General features: G+C 53.4%; 12 protein-coding genes. 7 read left to right on the forward strand and 5 right to left on the reverse strand.

Annotated features, from left to right (window positions below; genetic code table 11):
- Positions 1 to 886 precede the first annotated feature (886 nt).
- Positions 887 to 1,894 (reverse strand): DNA-binding protein, encoded by a 1,008-nt coding sequence (locus PMI35_RS01000; RefSeq protein ID WP_008066328.1) that lies wholly within the window; start codon positions 1,892 to 1,894, stop codon positions 887 to 889.
- 175 nt (positions 1,895 to 2,069) lie between these two features.
- Here PMI35_RS01000 and PMI35_RS00995 point away from each other — a divergent pair, with 175 nt between their 5' ends.
- Positions 2,070 to 3,050, forward strand: coding sequence for a site-specific integrase (locus PMI35_RS00995; protein WP_008066329.1), 981 nt, complete (start codon positions 2,070 to 2,072; stop codon positions 3,048 to 3,050).
- Positions 3,051 to 3,520: 470 nt separating this feature from the next.
- Positions 3,521 to 4,531 carry a hypothetical protein gene (locus tag PMI35_RS0133180; RefSeq protein ID WP_008066330.1) on the forward strand — a complete coding sequence of 337 codons (1,011 nt, stop codon included), beginning with the start codon at positions 3,521 to 3,523 and terminating at the stop codon, positions 4,529 to 4,531.
- A 95-nt stretch (positions 4,532 to 4,626) separates the two neighbouring features.
- On the opposite strand, the gene PMI35_RS34345 is transcribed toward PMI35_RS0133180, so the two are convergent.
- From PMI35_RS34345 to PMI35_RS00980, 4 genes are read right to left on the reverse strand one after another with little or no spacing between them, the layout of a single operon-like run.
- Positions 4,627 to 5,973, reverse strand: a complete 1,347-nt coding sequence (locus tag PMI35_RS34345) for a TniQ family protein (protein ID WP_008066331.1) — start codon at positions 5,971 to 5,973, stop codon at positions 4,627 to 4,629.
- A gap of 3 nt (positions 5,974 to 5,976) precedes the next feature.
- Positions 5,977 to 6,957 carry an ATP-binding protein gene (locus PMI35_RS00990; protein ID WP_008066340.1) on the reverse strand — a complete coding sequence of 327 codons (981 nt, stop codon included), beginning with the start codon at positions 6,955 to 6,957 and terminating at the stop codon, positions 5,977 to 5,979.
- A gap of 13 nt (positions 6,958 to 6,970) precedes the next feature.
- Entirely contained in the window at positions 6,971 to 8,857 is a 1,887-nt protein-coding gene (locus PMI35_RS00985; protein ID WP_008066342.1) for a hypothetical protein, read from the reverse strand.
- On the reverse strand, positions 8,850 to 9,482 hold the full coding sequence (locus PMI35_RS00980) for a hypothetical protein (protein WP_008066343.1): 633 nt from the start codon (positions 9,480 to 9,482) through the stop codon (positions 8,850 to 8,852). The genes PMI35_RS00985 and PMI35_RS00980 overlap by 8 nt, the downstream gene beginning before the upstream one ends.
- 790 nt (positions 9,483 to 10,272) lie before the next feature.
- Between PMI35_RS00980 and PMI35_RS00975 the strand changes: the two genes are divergently transcribed.
- From PMI35_RS00975 to PMI35_RS00955, 5 genes are all read left to right on the forward strand, one after another.
- Positions 10,273 to 11,364, forward strand: a complete 1,092-nt coding sequence (locus PMI35_RS00975; RefSeq protein WP_008066346.1) for a site-specific integrase — start codon at positions 10,273 to 10,275, stop codon at positions 11,362 to 11,364.
- A 228-nt stretch (positions 11,365 to 11,592) separates the two neighbouring features.
- Positions 11,593 to 12,444 carry a sugar phosphate isomerase/epimerase family protein gene (locus PMI35_RS00970; RefSeq protein ID WP_008066348.1) on the forward strand — a complete coding sequence of 284 codons (852 nt, stop codon included), beginning with the start codon at positions 11,593 to 11,595 and terminating at the stop codon, positions 12,442 to 12,444.
- Positions 12,445 to 12,458: 14 nt separating this feature from the next.
- Entirely contained in the window at positions 12,459 to 13,529 is a 1,071-nt protein-coding gene (locus PMI35_RS00965; protein ID WP_008066350.1) for an isopenicillin N synthase family dioxygenase, read from the forward strand.
- 45 nt (positions 13,530 to 13,574) lie between these two features.
- The gene (locus tag PMI35_RS00960) at positions 13,575 to 14,369 is read left to right on the forward strand and encodes an ABC transporter substrate-binding protein (RefSeq protein WP_008066352.1); all 795 of its coding nucleotides are present in this window, start codon (positions 13,575 to 13,577) and stop codon (positions 14,367 to 14,369) included.
- Positions 14,370 to 14,433: 64 nt separating this feature from the next.
- Positions 14,434 to 15,981 (forward strand): amino acid ABC transporter permease/ATP-binding protein, encoded by a 1,548-nt coding sequence (locus PMI35_RS00955; RefSeq protein WP_008066354.1) that lies wholly within the window; start codon positions 14,434 to 14,436, stop codon positions 15,979 to 15,981.
- Positions 15,982 to 16,108: the final 127 nt, after the last annotated feature.

A 16,108-nucleotide genomic window follows, 5' to 3' on the forward strand; every position in this document is an offset into this window, starting at 1 on the left:
GCCATAGGCCTTACCGATCTCGCGTTTGGGTCGATTTATTCGTAGTCTACAGGTGCATGTTCCACCCTCGCTGACAGCTACCTGCCAACCGTTACCAGTATCGGTGAAGGTGGGACGGACTATCTATAGTGGGTCGTTTTCAGCCGGTCGCGACAGGTAGAAAACGGCCATGCAATTGCGCAGTAGTAAGGTGATCGGGATTCCATTGGTGGCTGCGTCGACTGACTTTTCTTTTCCAATCGAGCCCAGAAGAATATAGGCAACGCCAACAAAACGGGGGCAGCAGACCCTTCTTTAAAGTCGCGCGCAAATGATCGCCACAGCACACGCACAAATTCTGACGGCCAGGTGTACCAACGGATGCTCTGGATCTGCTTCAGATCTGAGGCTGGGGCACCCTCTGTACTTTGCTGAGTGCGAATGAGAGATATCTGATCACGAATGGAAAGGTAATGCGGTACAGCGCATGCCAGAAGTTGTAATTCCCCCAATCAGATTGAACATCCAGCTTTGCACGACCTGGAACGTCATGCTGATGACGAGCCGATAAGGGCGGGAACGAGCATGCAACCTTCTTTCACTGCATAAAAACTCCTTAATAGGGATTAAAGCGACCCGTTATCTAGGCGGCCACCCCTCTCAAAGGCCGCAGGTCAAAACATCTACTAAAATATAGCCCCGATACGCACCAAGGCCCTCTCTGCATTTCGGGCGTCACTTTCTTCACGCGTGACGCGACTCCACCAATACGCTTCAGTAGGCCCGAACAATCGTTCGAAAAAACCATCCGACTTAGGCGCTCATGCGCATACTTGAGGTCAAGAGTGTTTCCAACGGAACCGCTGCACGCCACGTCAAATTTGCTCAATCGAACTCTCCCTTGGTCTTATTTTGCGATGCTTTCGTTGTCAGTTTCAGGATGATTCGTGGTGTGTCGAAGCTGAGTGAGCTCCACAGAATATTGCTCCGACAACCTCGTGGCTTCCGCCAGTTGCGAGCTCGCCTGCGCCAAACCCTCCTCTAGCCGCTTGGATTCGGCACGCGATATGCCTAGCTGCTCCTGAAGCGCTTCTTTCGCCCCGTCTGCCTTGGCAACTGCTGTCTTCATGGCGCCAATCTCACCGCTCAAACGAAGCGCCGCGTCTTCATGCGTCGCCGCCGCCTTGGCCTGCTGTCGAGCCTCACTTAATAAGCGCTCGTTATCTCTGTTGAGTCGAGTCAGTTCATCTTGCTTGAGCATCAACGTTTGCTGCAGCTGTCGCAGCTCAACCTGAACTTGCTGCACCTGCCCTTCGTGTCGCTGTTGCTCCTGCTCCCGTTGTTCCTTGACCGCGTTGCGGTAATGCTCAAGCGCATCCCGCGAGTGCAGGTGCTTTTCCTCCAGCGAACGGATCTGCTCATCCTTTTCTTGGACACGAAGCTCCAAGTCACTGCAGTTCTGACTCAAGCGAGCATTGCGGGTGATCTCGGCTTGGAGGCTTGTCTGACTGGTCTGTAGCTCGGCAGTTTGAGTCTCCAGCGCGCTCCCCTGGCTTTCAAATTGACGCCGCAGTGAAGTGAGCTCTGACTGCGACGCTTCTAATTTTTGCTCTAGGTCGGCTCGCTGCTGATCGAACATCGCCTGGGCATTGCTAACGGCCGCCCCAGACTCTTCGGTCATGCGCTCGAGTAGGCGCGATACCAGGTTCGCCAATTCATCGCTAAACCGTTCACGAGGCTCCCGTATAGGAGCCTCAACTTCCTCTATCTCCTTCATATACCGGTGAATTGTGGTTCGTGAGCCGGTATTTCCCAGTTCAATGCGTATGGCGTCAATGCTTGGATTTTGGCCGCGGGCAAGCAGCGCATCCCTGGCTTCCTGGACTACCGCTTTATTTATTCCGCCGCGAGCCATGTTCTCTCCTACGATTTCGTACTGTGTGATGTATCACGAATATACATAATATCTTCTAAGAAAATATAGATCAAAAAATCACGCTTTCTCTGATAAAATAATCGAGCGTTATCGCATCATAGATCGATTTTCTGCCTTTTCTGGCCCTGAAAAGTACGTTTGGCGTAGGACTGACATGAACAAGGCGGATCGCTACCTGCAGGCCGGCACCCGGGACAACACCCGACGCAGCTACCGCGCGGCGGTGGAACACTTCGAAGTGACCTGGGGCGGGTTTCTCCCCGCGACCGGTGACGGCATCGTGCGCTACCTGGCCGAGTATGCGGACAAGCACAGCATCAGCACGCTGAAGCAACGCCTGGCGGCGCTGGCGCAGTGGCACATCACCCAGGGATTTCCTGATCCCACCAAAACCCCCAGCGTACGGCAGATGATCAAGGGCATTCGCGCGCTGCATCCCGCCCAGGAAAAGCAGGCCGCCCCCCTACTCCTGCAGCACCTGGAACAAGCCGTTGCATGGTTGGAGAGAGAGGCTGAACAGGCCGCCGCCCGCGAGGATTTGGCGAGCGTGCTGCGCAGTCGGCGGGATATCGCCTTGCTGCTGATCGGTTTCTGGCGGGGCTTTCGCGGGGATGAGTTATCACGCTTGCAGGTTGAGCACACCCAGGCGCAAGCCGGCGCCGGCATCACCTTCTACCTGCCGCACAGCAAAGGCGACCGGCAGCACCGCGGCACGACGTTCCGTACGCCAGCGCTAAAGAAGCTGTGTCCGGTGCAGGCGTATATCAACTGGATTACCGTCGCCGGCATCGCGCATGGGCCGCTCTTTAGAAAACTCGATCGCTGGGGCCATCTGGCGGATGACGGTTTTAATGCCAACAGCCTGATTCCGCTGCTGCGGCGAATCTTCCAGCGCGCTGGTTTGTCAGGCGAGCAGTACACCAGCCATTCGCTGCGTCGAGGGTTTGCCACCTGGGCAGCCGCCAATGGCTGGGACATCAAAGCACTGATGACCTACGTCGGCTGGAAGGACATGAAGTCGGCCATGCGCTACATCGATACTGCAGACTCCTTCGGAGCGCTGGCGATAGTCCAATCATTTTCAACTGCGCCCCTTCCTGAACTCCGTGAAACGACGCCCGCTAAAAGCCGTTAAACGCGACATCAACTGTATTGCTGGGATCCCACGACTGCACTTGACCAAAAAGTCGCCGCTGCGAGGACTCAATACCAAAGGTGTCAACATTGGCGAATACCCGGCCGCCGTGACACGTCTTGATTTCCAGCTCGGAGCGCCTGCCGCGATGATGAACACCTACATTGAGTTGAGGATTACTTACGCCTAACCTGAACCATCAAATATACTACGGTTAACGTAATGAATATTACGAATCAACAAAAACCATTCGACGAAGAACTGTTTATTCACGCCCAGCGACAATCCTGCCACTACACTGTCAACAGATGTGGAGGAAGGCCAACCTGACCTCACCAGCAAAATGGTCACGACAAAGTTGACTGCATGCTGGTGCGAAGCAGAAGCTAACTCTGGATAAGCCGTGAATACTACGTAGCAAATAATACGATAAGACTCTACGCCCACTGCGTAAAGGATGGTGTGACATCATGAAAAGCCATCAATGCCAACATACCGGCCTGCCGTCCGATCCAGCCGTAGTCCGAAGCATGCTCGGCGCATGCCACATAGTTAGAGATAGAGCGCTCATCGCATTGTCCTGGTCTCCAGGTTGCACACCTGATGAATTGGCCAGCATGGAATGTAGTGATGTGCTAACAACGGACTGGTGTCATTGGTCGATTCGTTTAAAAAACCGTATTAACTGTCCTTCATTCCATTTGGACGCATTTACAACCGTGGTGCTGATGGGGTGGCTGGTAAAACGACACTGGGGGCCCGAGATGACCGGCAAGTTATTTCTAGGCGGCAGCACGACCAATGAGCTTACGCCGAATGAGATATTATTAGCGTTCGAACATTATCTTCGAGTCGCAAATCCTGTGGAACCTACAAAACCCCGTAAACGCCACGGGTTGGTCGATCACCTTTTGGACCATGAACTATTTGAGTGGGTTTCAGCCAAAGCGCTAGACTCGGCGAATGTATTTATATGGCGAGCGTCACAAACACTTCTCCAAATGGAGCGAAACAGGGCGCTAAACAGGGAGACGCCAAAAGAATTCGAGGAGAAAGTTCTGCCGCGTAAAAACAAAACTCCAAACGTTCAGATTGAACGCAAAACGGAAAACAAGCGCGATCAAGGGTCTGATGAAAAACGATCGGCAGGTCCGGTAGTAAATTCGTCCATTCCGGGCGAAAACAGCCCGCACCTTCCGAACACCTTGAACCAGCATTTGCACCATGCTGTTGAAAATGTACCTTCAACTGGAATATTGACAGAGAGCATTGCAGAAACTCCCCAGCCATCAGCAGTGCTCAACCCTGCTCATGATTTTGGGCCGCGGCACGCAGAAGCTGATGAAAATTGGGACACAGCGATCCAAAACATGGTGAAGGGTAATAGTGTGCGACCTCGTCAGGAGAGTGCAAGCGCCAGTGACGATGACGACGAGCAAATTGACTGGGATGGTGCGATCATCAACCAACTGAAAGAGTGAACGGTATCTAAAAAATATTGGAATACCAAACGGACAACACAATCTAGTACTACGCAACCCACAGTATTTCCGCTACGAAATTTGAACAGCACTCCCTAAGTTTTTGCGATGAAAAAAATCCGCGTATGATTTTGATGCTGGTGCAGATACGTTGCCCAAAACACTGGGGCAATTTTTCTAACGTACTCTAGTATCGAACCATCAGTATCTTCGGATCGATGTTTACTAGCTTCCTCCAATTGCCGATTCAGCGTCGTGCAAACCTCATTGGAAAATATCTTTGATAAGAGCCAGTTCCTACTGGCCGTGTCAGAGGACGCCAGTAATGCTGGATGATTACGTAACTCAGAAAGCCACTCAGAAATCTTACCCTTCCGCTCACTTTCCCGAATGATGAGTCGGCTCAAGGCGTTCGCACCCGTCCAGAAACCCGACCAATCCAATAGGGTCAGTGCAGGGTAACAATCCGGCAGCACACCACATCTTTGAAGTGGCCGCCACATACCGGAAATCATGTGCTTAGACAGTTTAAATCGGCCGACTCGACGCTTTTTGAAGTTCCGAAAAATAGATTTAGCAATACAGACTAAGTCATCCACTGAAACTTCTTGGAATTTCTCAGAATTACTGCCCAGCGAGCGACAAGGGTTCCACCATGCGTATCGAACACATAACTTGTTCGGGGCTGCCGACACGGCAATTTTTTGAACGCCTCGAAAAAATCGGCTCTCCCATTCAGAGCAGCTGCTGAGTGACGCTGAAAGCTGCAATTCATTGTCATGATAATTTGCATGGGTGGTTCCAATGGAGAAATGCAGGTGATTCCCACTTGTCAATTTGAACGCTTTGTAACTACTGTCAAGCCTCTCCTGGCCGGCAGTATTGATAAATCGTATCACGCTGTTGATTCGAGGGGAGCCTAGCTGGCGACCGCACTGCCAGCAACCGTACGGCGTTTTAAATAGTTGGTCAGACAAGGCGTATCGAACGCTGGCTGAGCAATGGCGACAGCATTGCTGGAGATCCACACCATGCACTGGACACTGATGCACGAGACCATATTGGAAAATGGTGTAATGCCGACCCTGAGCAAGACAGGCTGGGCACACCTTCAATACTTCGGAGATGTGTCTGTCGTATTGGACGTGTGTTGGGCAAAGAAATAATGCTCCTATCGTAGATATCGGTAGGTCTAAAACCGTTGCCGCCAGCTCAGCGTCGATTGAATGAGTACACGCAAGATGCGGTGACTGTCGAGGATTTTTCTGCATTACGTTATCGTGATTAGCAAAGATGCGGACCAGCTCACGCGCCTGAACAACATTGAATAATGCAAATCGACTAAAAATTGAATAAGCCGATTCGTGAAGAATGTACTTGGGACTGATGGCGCAATAGCGAGGCTCCTGGCCAGGCACCGGATGCTCGAAAGTAATGATCACGACCTACATCCCCGGATTCATTTTCTTCATACTGCTCGTCGCCGCCAAATACCATGACTCGCGAATGATGTCTTTCAAAATATCCGGCGTAACACGGAAGTTTATACTGTCTCGCTCTGAGTAGTCGGTCAAAAGCAGCTCAACAGTTCTGGTAAAATACTTCATAGGGATCTCCATTCGGCTACGGAACCCAAACGCCGCGTACGACTCGTTAAAAGCATCCCACAGAGCATCGCCAATATCGGCCAATCTGAAACCATTTGAAAAAGCTTTGGGCAGAAAAAATCGAGTGTACGTCCAATTTGTATTTGCCGGATAAACGGAGCTATCGTAGTTTCCTAGGCAATTTATAAAATCTTCCTTCTCGCGAATACCCCGGAAGGCATGTTCATAGAGCATGAAACGGTCAACAATTGCGTCCTTGCCCGCCCTCTCGAAAGATTGTTTCTGCGTAAGCAATTCTTTCTGCCCTACCAGTATCGGTAACAATGTGATACCTCTTAAATTAAGATCGTTATATACATCCTTAATCCACTGATAGTGCGAAAGCATAAGCCTCTGTGCCTCGTCGATGAATATAATATAAAGGCCAAGCGGATCTTTTTCAGCTTCCCCACACATGAAATTAACCAAGCGAGAATGTTTATCCGCCGGCGAAGTTCGCGACTCCAATTTTTTGCATTTCACCACTTCCAAAAAAGTGGTATAGAAACCTCCTTTTTGCGCAGAAACTTCGTAATTTGCATTAAATATGGCGACTGGCAACGTTGGGAATTCTGCATTCAGACAGCGCTGGGAGTACATCATCGCGCACGTTTTACCGTACCTGGTATAGCCATAGATCATCAACCCGGAATCCCGCCGCCGAATCGTCTTATGTACCCTTGAACAAATTTCACTGATCGAGTCAGTAGGAATTAGGTATTTCTGCAAGCTCACTGGATGGAGGTGAGGTGGCACGGGCCTAATATCACTAATATCCATCACTCAACCCTCGTTAGTACGTAAAAACCTTGGTCAGCCGAGTCGGCCTCGCCGTCGGCGCATCTTGATTGTCGAGATCAAATGTACACTCCAATGAAGGTTCCTCAGACACGCGACCGGACTGTTTATACAGCTCAGTCGCCAAACTGCGGGACATGCCTTCGTTTGACAACTTACTGCGTCGCAGTGCCTGATGTACTGTTTCATTGCGCTCAAAGATAAACTGTCGATCTTTAATGGCTTTACTCAGTTCAGTGCGGAGCTTGAGACTATGAGGATGGCGGCACCACGGCTCTGGCGGGATCAGACTGCCCATGGGGGAGCCTGCTTCATCTAACAGACGAATCACCGAAATATCGTTACGAGCGTATTCGATAAATAGGTTCCTACCGCAGGAGTCAGCACGCAGAACCTCGGCATTGCGATATTTAAGGTATGCAAAATTCACGTAGGCGCCACCATATTTCGAATCGCTTTTGACGACAATCGGTTCGCGCACCATTAAAAATTCATTCGCATGCTGATATTTTTCTGGCAACTTGTTGCCGGGAAGGGATCGCTCACTCCTTCGGAGTTTCATGATATCAAGTGGAGAATGTCCTTGCAGTGACGAATGGGGCCTGCCATTGTAATCAGCAATAACGATATCGACCGCACTGGTCAACTCGTCCAACGTAATAAGCAATTTCAACGGATTATTTGATTTGGGAGACAGCCGCTGGATGATGGCGTCTTTGCTATCACTGCCGGTTGATCCTATTATTCGGTGTGAAAAATGCTGTATCAAAAATAGAAAAAATCTTTCCACGAAAGGTCGATCATTTGGTGTATGGATTCGTCCAAACTCGGCCACGCAACCGATTCTGTCCTGAAGGACAGTGAGGACATGCTTGGCCCGATGTGCCCAGGCATTATCCAATTTCAAAGTGCTCCAGGTTTCCCAGGCACCTTCACCTTCGGATGGGAATCCTCCTTCATCTGTGTAAGCCGTTTCAGGTATGCACATCGGAGGACGGGTATGCGGCTGCATGGAGTTGTAGATTGCGGTCAATAGATCTACCTGATCATAGTTGCGTCCTAGCGCTATCGAATACCCCAGCACGCAGCGCGAAAATACATCGATTAGGACGATCAACCACACCCTCAGTATTTCGTAACGCACAGGCTGGCCATACCGATCACTCTCTTCAATTACCAGCCTTACATCAACCTCGTGCCCATCCGCTTCAACCTGTTCCAGAATGTCGGTGGGAGGCACAATATCTCGTACTCTTGAGTCATGATAAGCCTGTTCGGCCAAGCCCTTGAGCGCTTTTCTCTTCTTGATTAAATACATTCTGAGAGCTGACCTACCTTCTGTTTTACGACAGAATGGGTAATCAGATGTTGGGATCTCAAGCGATCTGCAGAACGCTAAAAAAGCTACATGAAGGACAGAAAAGGGCTCACCTCCTTCTTTTCGAGACTTGTACCGCCGTGCCAGTTGATTAACCCACGATCTCAACTCTTCATGATCTTGCAGAAGCTTTTCAAATGCACCTGCGTCGCCATTATCTTCAGTTAATGAATTTGGCGTGACCTGTTTAACTCGCTTATACTTCACTCCTGCAACACGTCGATGTGGTATAGCGCCTTTGAAACCGATTGCTCTTCCATCATCACCAATGGACTCACATCGTTCAATCATTCTATACAGAGTAGAACGATGTACTCCATACCGATCTTCTATTTCTAGAAGGCTTGCCCCCTCCGTCAAAAAAGATTTGATGGCGCGCACCCGCAACCTAGTTTCTTCCCTAATATTTTCAGGAAGTAGATCGATTTCTATGGAGGTCCACAACTCGCAGTCACGCCCTTCAGCCTTGAATTGACCCCTTGAAAAGCGTTTGAAGTTATCCAACTGGGATACCTCCGATACTAAATTTGGTCCTACCGGTAATCATCATTTTTTTTACATCGGGAAGATTAATTGATCCGCGCCGCACCGCTTCAAAAAAAATCGATCCGGCAGCATCTCGAAAGTCCATGGCTAACACCCTAACAGCTTCTTGGACAGTCACATCGCATCCCCGTAAAATCCGTACACACTGCTCCAGGCTTCGGTCGGTCAATACCTCACGGTGTTTAATGATGTATGAGAGCATATTCAGGCAGTTCACTGCCTCAATTTCGTTACTAATCAAATACTCATGACTCAGAATCTCAACATTACAGCCCGCTGCGAGAGCATACTCAGTGATGTCGGTTCGAATGGCGTCATCTAATTTCCTCTCGTAGAAAATCAGGACTTCTGCAACGTTCGTTTCGTAGCTTAAACGAATAGGAACCTTGCCGTTCGGCGTATACAGCGACTGTTCATTGACTCTTAATCCAAACGCGGTGGGATCGAATTCAGCCACCGCCCAGCGCCAAAGACTGACTCTGTTGAAAAAACGTACTTGCATCTCTCTCTTCAGACTAAAAGCAATGAATTCAGGGTCGCCTTTGGATCGAGAGCAGGGCTCAAATGCAACAATCGTATTCATATATTCGCCATCAAACTAATGATTGAGCAAACATTTCAATTTCAATAACTTATGGCAATGAGGCATGAGCAGCCTCTTAATGAAAGTTTTGAATTTCCGCAATTATGGCTTGATATATGGAAGCGATTAGAACGTTTTGAAATCAAGACTACAACTCACCAACACTTCTGATCTTACGCTTCGCAAACGACCGCAATCATTGCTGCTAGATATCTCAACACGCTTCAACCCCTTCTACATTGAGCTGTCGCTGCCGAAAGCTCTTTTCGACCTTTTCAGTCTCACACAGATTACCCTTACGAATACTATTAAGCCCTGACTGTATTCACCGCTGCGCCCATACACCTTTGATCTAAGGTAAAGTTTATGCGCTACGCGAAGCGACCAAATGAAACAAACCAAGTGCAGTTTTCGGATGGAGACGGTCAAAGCAGATAAACTCGAAATATCAGCGGGTTACCTTAGTTTCATATTTGCACACTAAGATCAAAAGTCCTTACTTTGTACAATTCTGGCCCACCAACCAACCAGACCTATATCATTACAATATAAAAACGAAGCACTCACAGCTTTCAGTTATTATTTTTATACCTGAAAGAATTAAGAAAATTATGCTTATTTCGATAATATTGATTTGGCAATAGATCGGCTAAACTATTGCTTGCCGCCTGGAAGTTTCAAGTTTCGTTAGTTTTAGTTTTACGCAGTCGCAAGATCATCTCCGGCTATATTAGGTCTGATAATAGAATGTTATCCGACGTTATTTTCTTGGTAATGGAATTATCATACGTTGAACGTATTAAATATTACAGATCAATTATTGTTGGTGGACGAAACCCCGCTAAACCCGCATTCCCTGGCAATTAACGCCCAGGAAGCGGCGGCGGCCTTTCTCGCTGCCGGCACCGCGGCCAATACCGTGCGCAGCTACCGCAGCGCCCTGACCTACTGGTCGGCCTGGCTGCAGTTGCGTTACGCCCAGGCACTGGGTGACGCGCCGCTACCGACCGCGGTGGCGATTCAGTTTGTCGTTGACCATCTGGCCCGCCCCCTGGCCGATGGCGGCTGGACGCACCTGCTACCGCCCGGCATCGACGCGGCGCTGGTCAAGGCACGAGTCAAAAGCAAACCCGGCGCCCTGGCGTACAACACGGTCAGTCACCGCCTGGCCGTGCTGGGCAAATGGCACCGGATCAATGGCTGGGACAGCCCCACGCAAGCATCGGCGTTGAAAACCCTGTTGCGCGAAGCGCGCAAGGCCCAGTCACGCCAGGGCATCTCGGTGCGCAAGAAAAACGCAATCGTGCTGGAACCGTTGCAGGCCCTGCTCGCCACCTGCACCGATGGCGTGCGCGGCGTTCGCGACCGCGCCCTGCTCCTGCTGGCCTGGAGTGGCGGCGGCCGGCGCCGCTCGGAAGTGGTCGGCCTGCAAGTGGGCGATGTGCGCCAACTGGATGCCGATACCTGGCTGTACGCCCTGGGCGCGACCAAGACCGATACCGGCGGCGTACGCCGTGACAAGCCACTGCGCGGCCCCGCGGCGCAGGCGCTGACGGCCTGGCTCAAGGCTGCGCCGGCGCAGGAGGGCCCGCTGTTTCGGCGGCTGTATAAAGGTGGCAAGATCGGGACTGCCGGCTTGTCGGCTGATCAGGTGGCGCGCATTGTCCAGCGCCGCGCCAAGTTGGCGGGTCTTGAAGGCGATTGGGCCGCGCACAGCCTGCGCTCGGGGTTTGTCACAGAGGCCGGGCGTCAGGGAGTTCCACTCGGCGAAGTCATGGCCATGACCGAACACCGCAGCGTGACCACGGTAATGGGTTACTTCCAGGCGGGCTCACTGTTGAACAGCCGAGCCACTTCGCTGCTAGGCGATGAGGAGTCGTAAGCGCCCTGTGTAGCTTGGGACTCTTCAAAATGATGCCGTAATAATGGCACCTCTCACTAACACCCAACGTAGACGCCTGCCAACCCCCTAAATCCCGCCTGGAAAGCGGGATAAGTAGCCAGCTATTTGTTGATAAAAGCCTGAAGTATTGATTTGATTTTTCCGATTCTTTGACGCCGCCGCCTATGCCTAACATCGGCTCCAGAGCGAACTGGCCGAGGATCACCGATGAAGCTGGAAATTTTCCGCACGCTGTGGGGCTACACCGCCAGCAAGGCTCAAGCACTCGATGAGTTGCTGCGGGTAGGCTTCGATGGCATGGAAGCACGCCTGCCACTGGACGCCGGTGAACGAGCCGAGTTTGGCGCCTTTCTCCAGGCCAATCGCGTGGGTTACATCAGCACCGTCTTCACCGCCTACGATGTGCTGCCGGACCAGTCGGCCTCCCCTGCCGTTCATCTGCATGACCTCGACCAGAAACTGGCCTGGGCCGCCGAACTCGACCCTCGGTTTGTCAACGTGCTGGCGGGCAATGATCGCTGGACCTTGGCACAACAAGTGGAGTTCTTCGGTCAGGCACTGGAACTGGCGCGTAAGCATGGCCAGGTCTGCAGCTTCGAAACCCACCGCTCGCGCTCGCTGTTCAACCCTTGGGTGACGCTGGAGCTGATCCGGCAACTGCCCGACCTTTTATTCACCAGTGACATCAGCCATTGGGTGGTGACCTGCGAGCGCCTGTTGAATGACCCGGCCGATGACCTGAGCGCTTTCGTCGAGCGGGTCCACCATATCCAGGCCCGGGTCGGCTATGACCAGGGCCCACAGGTTCCGCACCCGGCGGCCCCCGAATATGCCAAAGAACTGGCTTTCCATCAGCAGCACTGGGAAAGCATCTGGCGCTCGCAGCAAGCCCGCGGTTACCAGGTCAGCACCCTGACCCCGGAATTCGGCGCCGACGGCTACCTGCATCATTTGCCCTTCACCAATGTCCCGGTGGCCGATCTGTGGTCATTGAACGTGTGGATGGGCCAGACCGAGCGCGAACACTTCGAGCGTTTCCACCACTCAAGCCATCCTTAGGGAGCCCACGCGTCATGCCTGACAATAAAAATAAAAGCATCAGCACTGACACACACAAAGCCAACTTCAACAGCATCCCGGTGGTCAACATCGCCGGTCTGTTCAGTTTTGAACTGGAACACCGCCTGGCCGTGGCCGAACAATTGGGGCGTGCCGCCAGTGAGGTCGGGTTCCTCTATATCACCGATCACGGTATCGATCCGCAGTTGATCGCCAATCTTCGCAAGGCAGCCAAGGACTATTTCGACCAGCCCCTGGACGCCAAGATGCGGCACTACATTGGCACCTCGCAAACCCACAAGGGTTTTGTTCCCGAAGGCGAGGAGGTCTACTCCAAGGGCAAGCCGGACCACAAGGAAGCCTTTGACGTCGGCTTCGAAGTGCCGGTCGACGACCCGCTGGTGCTGGCCAACACCCCGCTGCTGGGGCCCAACGACTGGCCACAGCTGCCAGGTTTCAAAGCCGCGGTTTCGGCCTACTATGAAGCGATCTTCGCCCTGGGCCGACGCCTGTTCGCAGGCTTTGCCCTGACCCTGGGCCTGGAAGAGAACTACTTCGACAGCCTGGTCACCCGTCCGCCGTCAAAACTGCGCCTGATCCACTACCCCTTCGACGGTGCCGCCCATGACGCACCGGGACTTGGCGCCCATACTGATTACGAGTGCTTCACCATCCTCCTGGCCGACAAACCGGGCCTTGAGGTGATGAACAACCTCGGGCAATGGATCGATGCACCACCGCTTGCCGATGCCTTCGTGGTCAACATCGGCGACATGCTGGAAGTGATGACCGCAGGCGCCTTCGTTGCCACCGCGCACCGGGTGCGCAGCGTGAAGGAGGAGCGTTACTCCTTCCCGCTGTTTTATGCCTGCGACTATCACACCCAGATCAAGCCGCTGCCCGGGTTCGCCCAGGCAGGCAACGACTACGAAGAAATCACGATCGGCGAACACATGTATGGCCAGGCCCTGCAGACCTATCAGTATCTGCGCCAGAGGGTAGCCAACGGGGACGTTCAACTGCCAGGCAAGGCACGCAAGCCCGCCAGTTTCGGACACCTGAAAAATCAGGCGCAAGCGTCCTGATTGAAGTTTTCAGCCACACCCCTACCTACGCCGGAGTCAGTAAAGATGAAAAACAATAAGAAAAACCTGTTGGGCCTGGCTGTGTTGGCCGCCGGCATGCTCGCCGCCTCAGTGAGCATGGCCGCGTCAGACACGTTCAAGGTCGGCATGGAAATCACCTACCCGCCTTTCGAGTCCTATGACAAGGACAAGAACGTGGTGGGTTCGGACCCCGAAGTGGCAGCGGCGCTGGCCAAGCACATGAACGCCAAGGTGGAGTTCATCGACACCAAGTTTCCGAGCCTGATCCTCGGCCTGAACTCCGGCAAGTACGACGCGATCATTTCCGGCATGTACATCACGCCGGAGCGCCAGACCCAGGCCCAGACCATCGCCTATGCCAACACCGGCGCCTCGGTCATGGTGCCCAAGGGCAGCGAGATCAATGCGAAAAAGCCTGAAGACCTGTGCGGCTTGAAGCTGGGCCTGGAACAGGGCACGACCTGGGTCAAGGAGTTCAGGAAGCTGTCCGATGAATACTGTGTGCCCAACAACAAAGGCGCCATCACCGTCAGCGAATACCCCTCGGCGCCCGAAGTGACCCAAGCACTGTTGTCGAAAAACATCCAGGCCCAAGTTGAAATCGCCGGCGCCGCAAAAATGATCGCGGAAAAGACCAATGGCCGGGTAGTGATCACCACCGAGCACCCGATCTATCAACAAACCCTGGGCATCTTCGTCAAGAAAGGTAACGACGAAACCTTCCAGGCCGTGCAAAAGGCCTTCGAGGAAATCAAGAAGAGCGGTGAGTACGCAGCCATCCTCAGCAAATATGGCCTGGAAGAACCGACCGCCAACTAAGAACCTGTCCTTGTAGTCTGGTCATCTGCCTCCCCTGCACGGGGGCGGCAGATCGAGGTGCCCCATGCAATTCGATTGGTCGTATTTCTTATCCCTGTTCTCCCTGCCGGACTTCTGGAAGGCCTGCGTCACGGTGGTCCAGCTCAGTGCCCTGGCCTGGTTCATCGGCATGCTGCTGGGCTTTGTCCTGGCCACGGCCAAACTGTCCCACTCGCCTTTGCTGCGCATTCCCGCGGCGGTCTATATCTGGTTCTTCCGCAGCATCCCGCTGCTGGTGCTGGTGGTCTTCGTCTACAACTTGCCGCAGCTGTTTCCCGGCAGCGGACCGATCCTCTCCAACCCCTTCTACGCAGGCTTGCTGGCCCTGGTGGTCACCGAAGCGGCGTACATGGCGGAAATCCACCGTGGCGGACTGATCTCCGTGGCCAAGGGCCAAAAGGAAGCCGGGCGCGCGCTGGGTGTAGGCCTGTTCGGCATGCAGCGCCTGATCGTGATCCCCCAGGCTTTCCGTATCTCGCTGCCGACCCTGATCAATGAATACATCACGGTGGTCAAGCTGACGTCGCTGGTCTCGGTGATCTCCCTGACCGAAATCCTCACGGTCGGCCAACGCCTCTACGCCACCAACTTCCTGGTCATGGAAACCCTGGCGGCGGTCGGCGTCTACTACGTGTTGATCGTCACCGTGTTCGGCTTTTTCCTGCAGCGCCTGGAGCGCTACCTGGACCTGAACTTCCGTAAGCCGCACACCCTCGATGACGCCTCCGTGGCCAAATTCAAGGCCTGCGCCGAAGCCTTGCCCGACAGTGCGCGCAAAGCGGCTGGCAACAACGCGACACCCATCCTGCAACTGAAGAACATCCAGAAGAGCTACGGCACGCACAAAGTGCTGCTGGGCATCGACCTGAATGTCGACTACGGCCAGGTGGTCTCGATCATCGGGCCATCCGGTTCCGGCAAGACGTCGCTGATCCGCACGGTCAACGGCCTTGAAAGCATCGATACCGGCGACATCCTGTTGTTCGGCGACAAATTCATCGAGGCCTCGGACAAACCCAATAGCGCCCGCCTGCGCAAAGGCGTGCGGCACATCGGCATGGTGTTCCAGAACTTCAACCTGTTCCCGCACCGCACCATCCTCGACAACGTCACCCTGGCGCCGCGTTACCACGGCCAGCCGGGGGAGCTGAGTGAACATCGTGCGTATGCGCTGCTGGACAAGGTCGGCCTGCTGGCCCACGCCCATAAGTACCCGCACCAGCTCTCCGGCGGGCAGCAACAGCGCGTGGCGATTGCCCGGGCCCTGGCCATGGAGCCGCAGATCATGCTGTTCGACGAACCGACCTCGGCCCTCGACCCGGAACTGGTCAACGACGTGCTGAACGTGATCCGCGACCTGGCCAGGGAAGGCATGACCATGCTGATCGTGACCCACGAAATGGACTTCGCCATGTCGATCTCCGATCGGCTGATCTTCATGGAGAACGGCAATATCCAACTCGATGCCGCACCTGAAACCATCCTCTGCGATGCCGAAGGAGAGCGCGTGCGGCGCTTCATGGGGATCGCTGCCCGATCGCCAAACCCGTCGGCGACGGTGGACCTTGCATGAATAGCCCCCAAGGCGGCCTTGAAGCCGACCTGATTGCAGGCCTGTCCGCGATTCCACTGTAGGAGCCAGCGGTGCGGCGATCCGACTTGCCGGCGAAGAACGATAACGCGGTACAACAGATACACCG

It is taken from the genome of Pseudomonas sp. GM78, assembly GCF_000282475.1.
GTDB lineage: Bacteria > Pseudomonadota > Gammaproteobacteria > Pseudomonadales > Pseudomonadaceae > Aquipseudomonas.

Coding starts and splice junctions, on each gene's coding strand:
- PMI35_RS01000 (WP_008066328.1), bottom strand. CDS start 1,894: ATGGCTCGCGGCGGAATAAATAAAGCGGTAGTCCAGGAAGCCAGGGAT.
- PMI35_RS00980 (WP_008066343.1), bottom strand. CDS start 9,482: ATGAATACGATTGTTGCATTTGAGCCCTGCTCTCGATCCAAAGGCGAC.
- PMI35_RS00970 (WP_008066348.1), top strand. CDS start 11,593: ATGAAGCTGGAAATTTTCCGCACGCTGTGGGGCTACACCGCCAGCAAG.
- PMI35_RS00960 (WP_008066352.1), top strand. CDS start 13,575: ATGAAAAACAATAAGAAAAACCTGTTGGGCCTGGCTGTGTTGGCCGCC.
- PMI35_RS00965 (WP_008066350.1), top strand. CDS start 12,459: ATGCCTGACAATAAAAATAAAAGCATCAGCACTGACACACACAAAGCC.
- PMI35_RS00955 (WP_008066354.1), top strand. CDS start 14,434: ATGCAATTCGATTGGTCGTATTTCTTATCCCTGTTCTCCCTGCCGGAC.
- PMI35_RS00990 (WP_008066340.1), bottom strand. CDS start 6,957: ATGGATATTAGTGATATTAGGCCCGTGCCACCTCACCTCCATCCAGTG.
- PMI35_RS00995 (WP_008066329.1), top strand. CDS start 2,070: ATGAACAAGGCGGATCGCTACCTGCAGGCCGGCACCCGGGACAACACC.
- PMI35_RS0133180 (WP_008066330.1), top strand. CDS start 3,521: ATGAAAAGCCATCAATGCCAACATACCGGCCTGCCGTCCGATCCAGCC.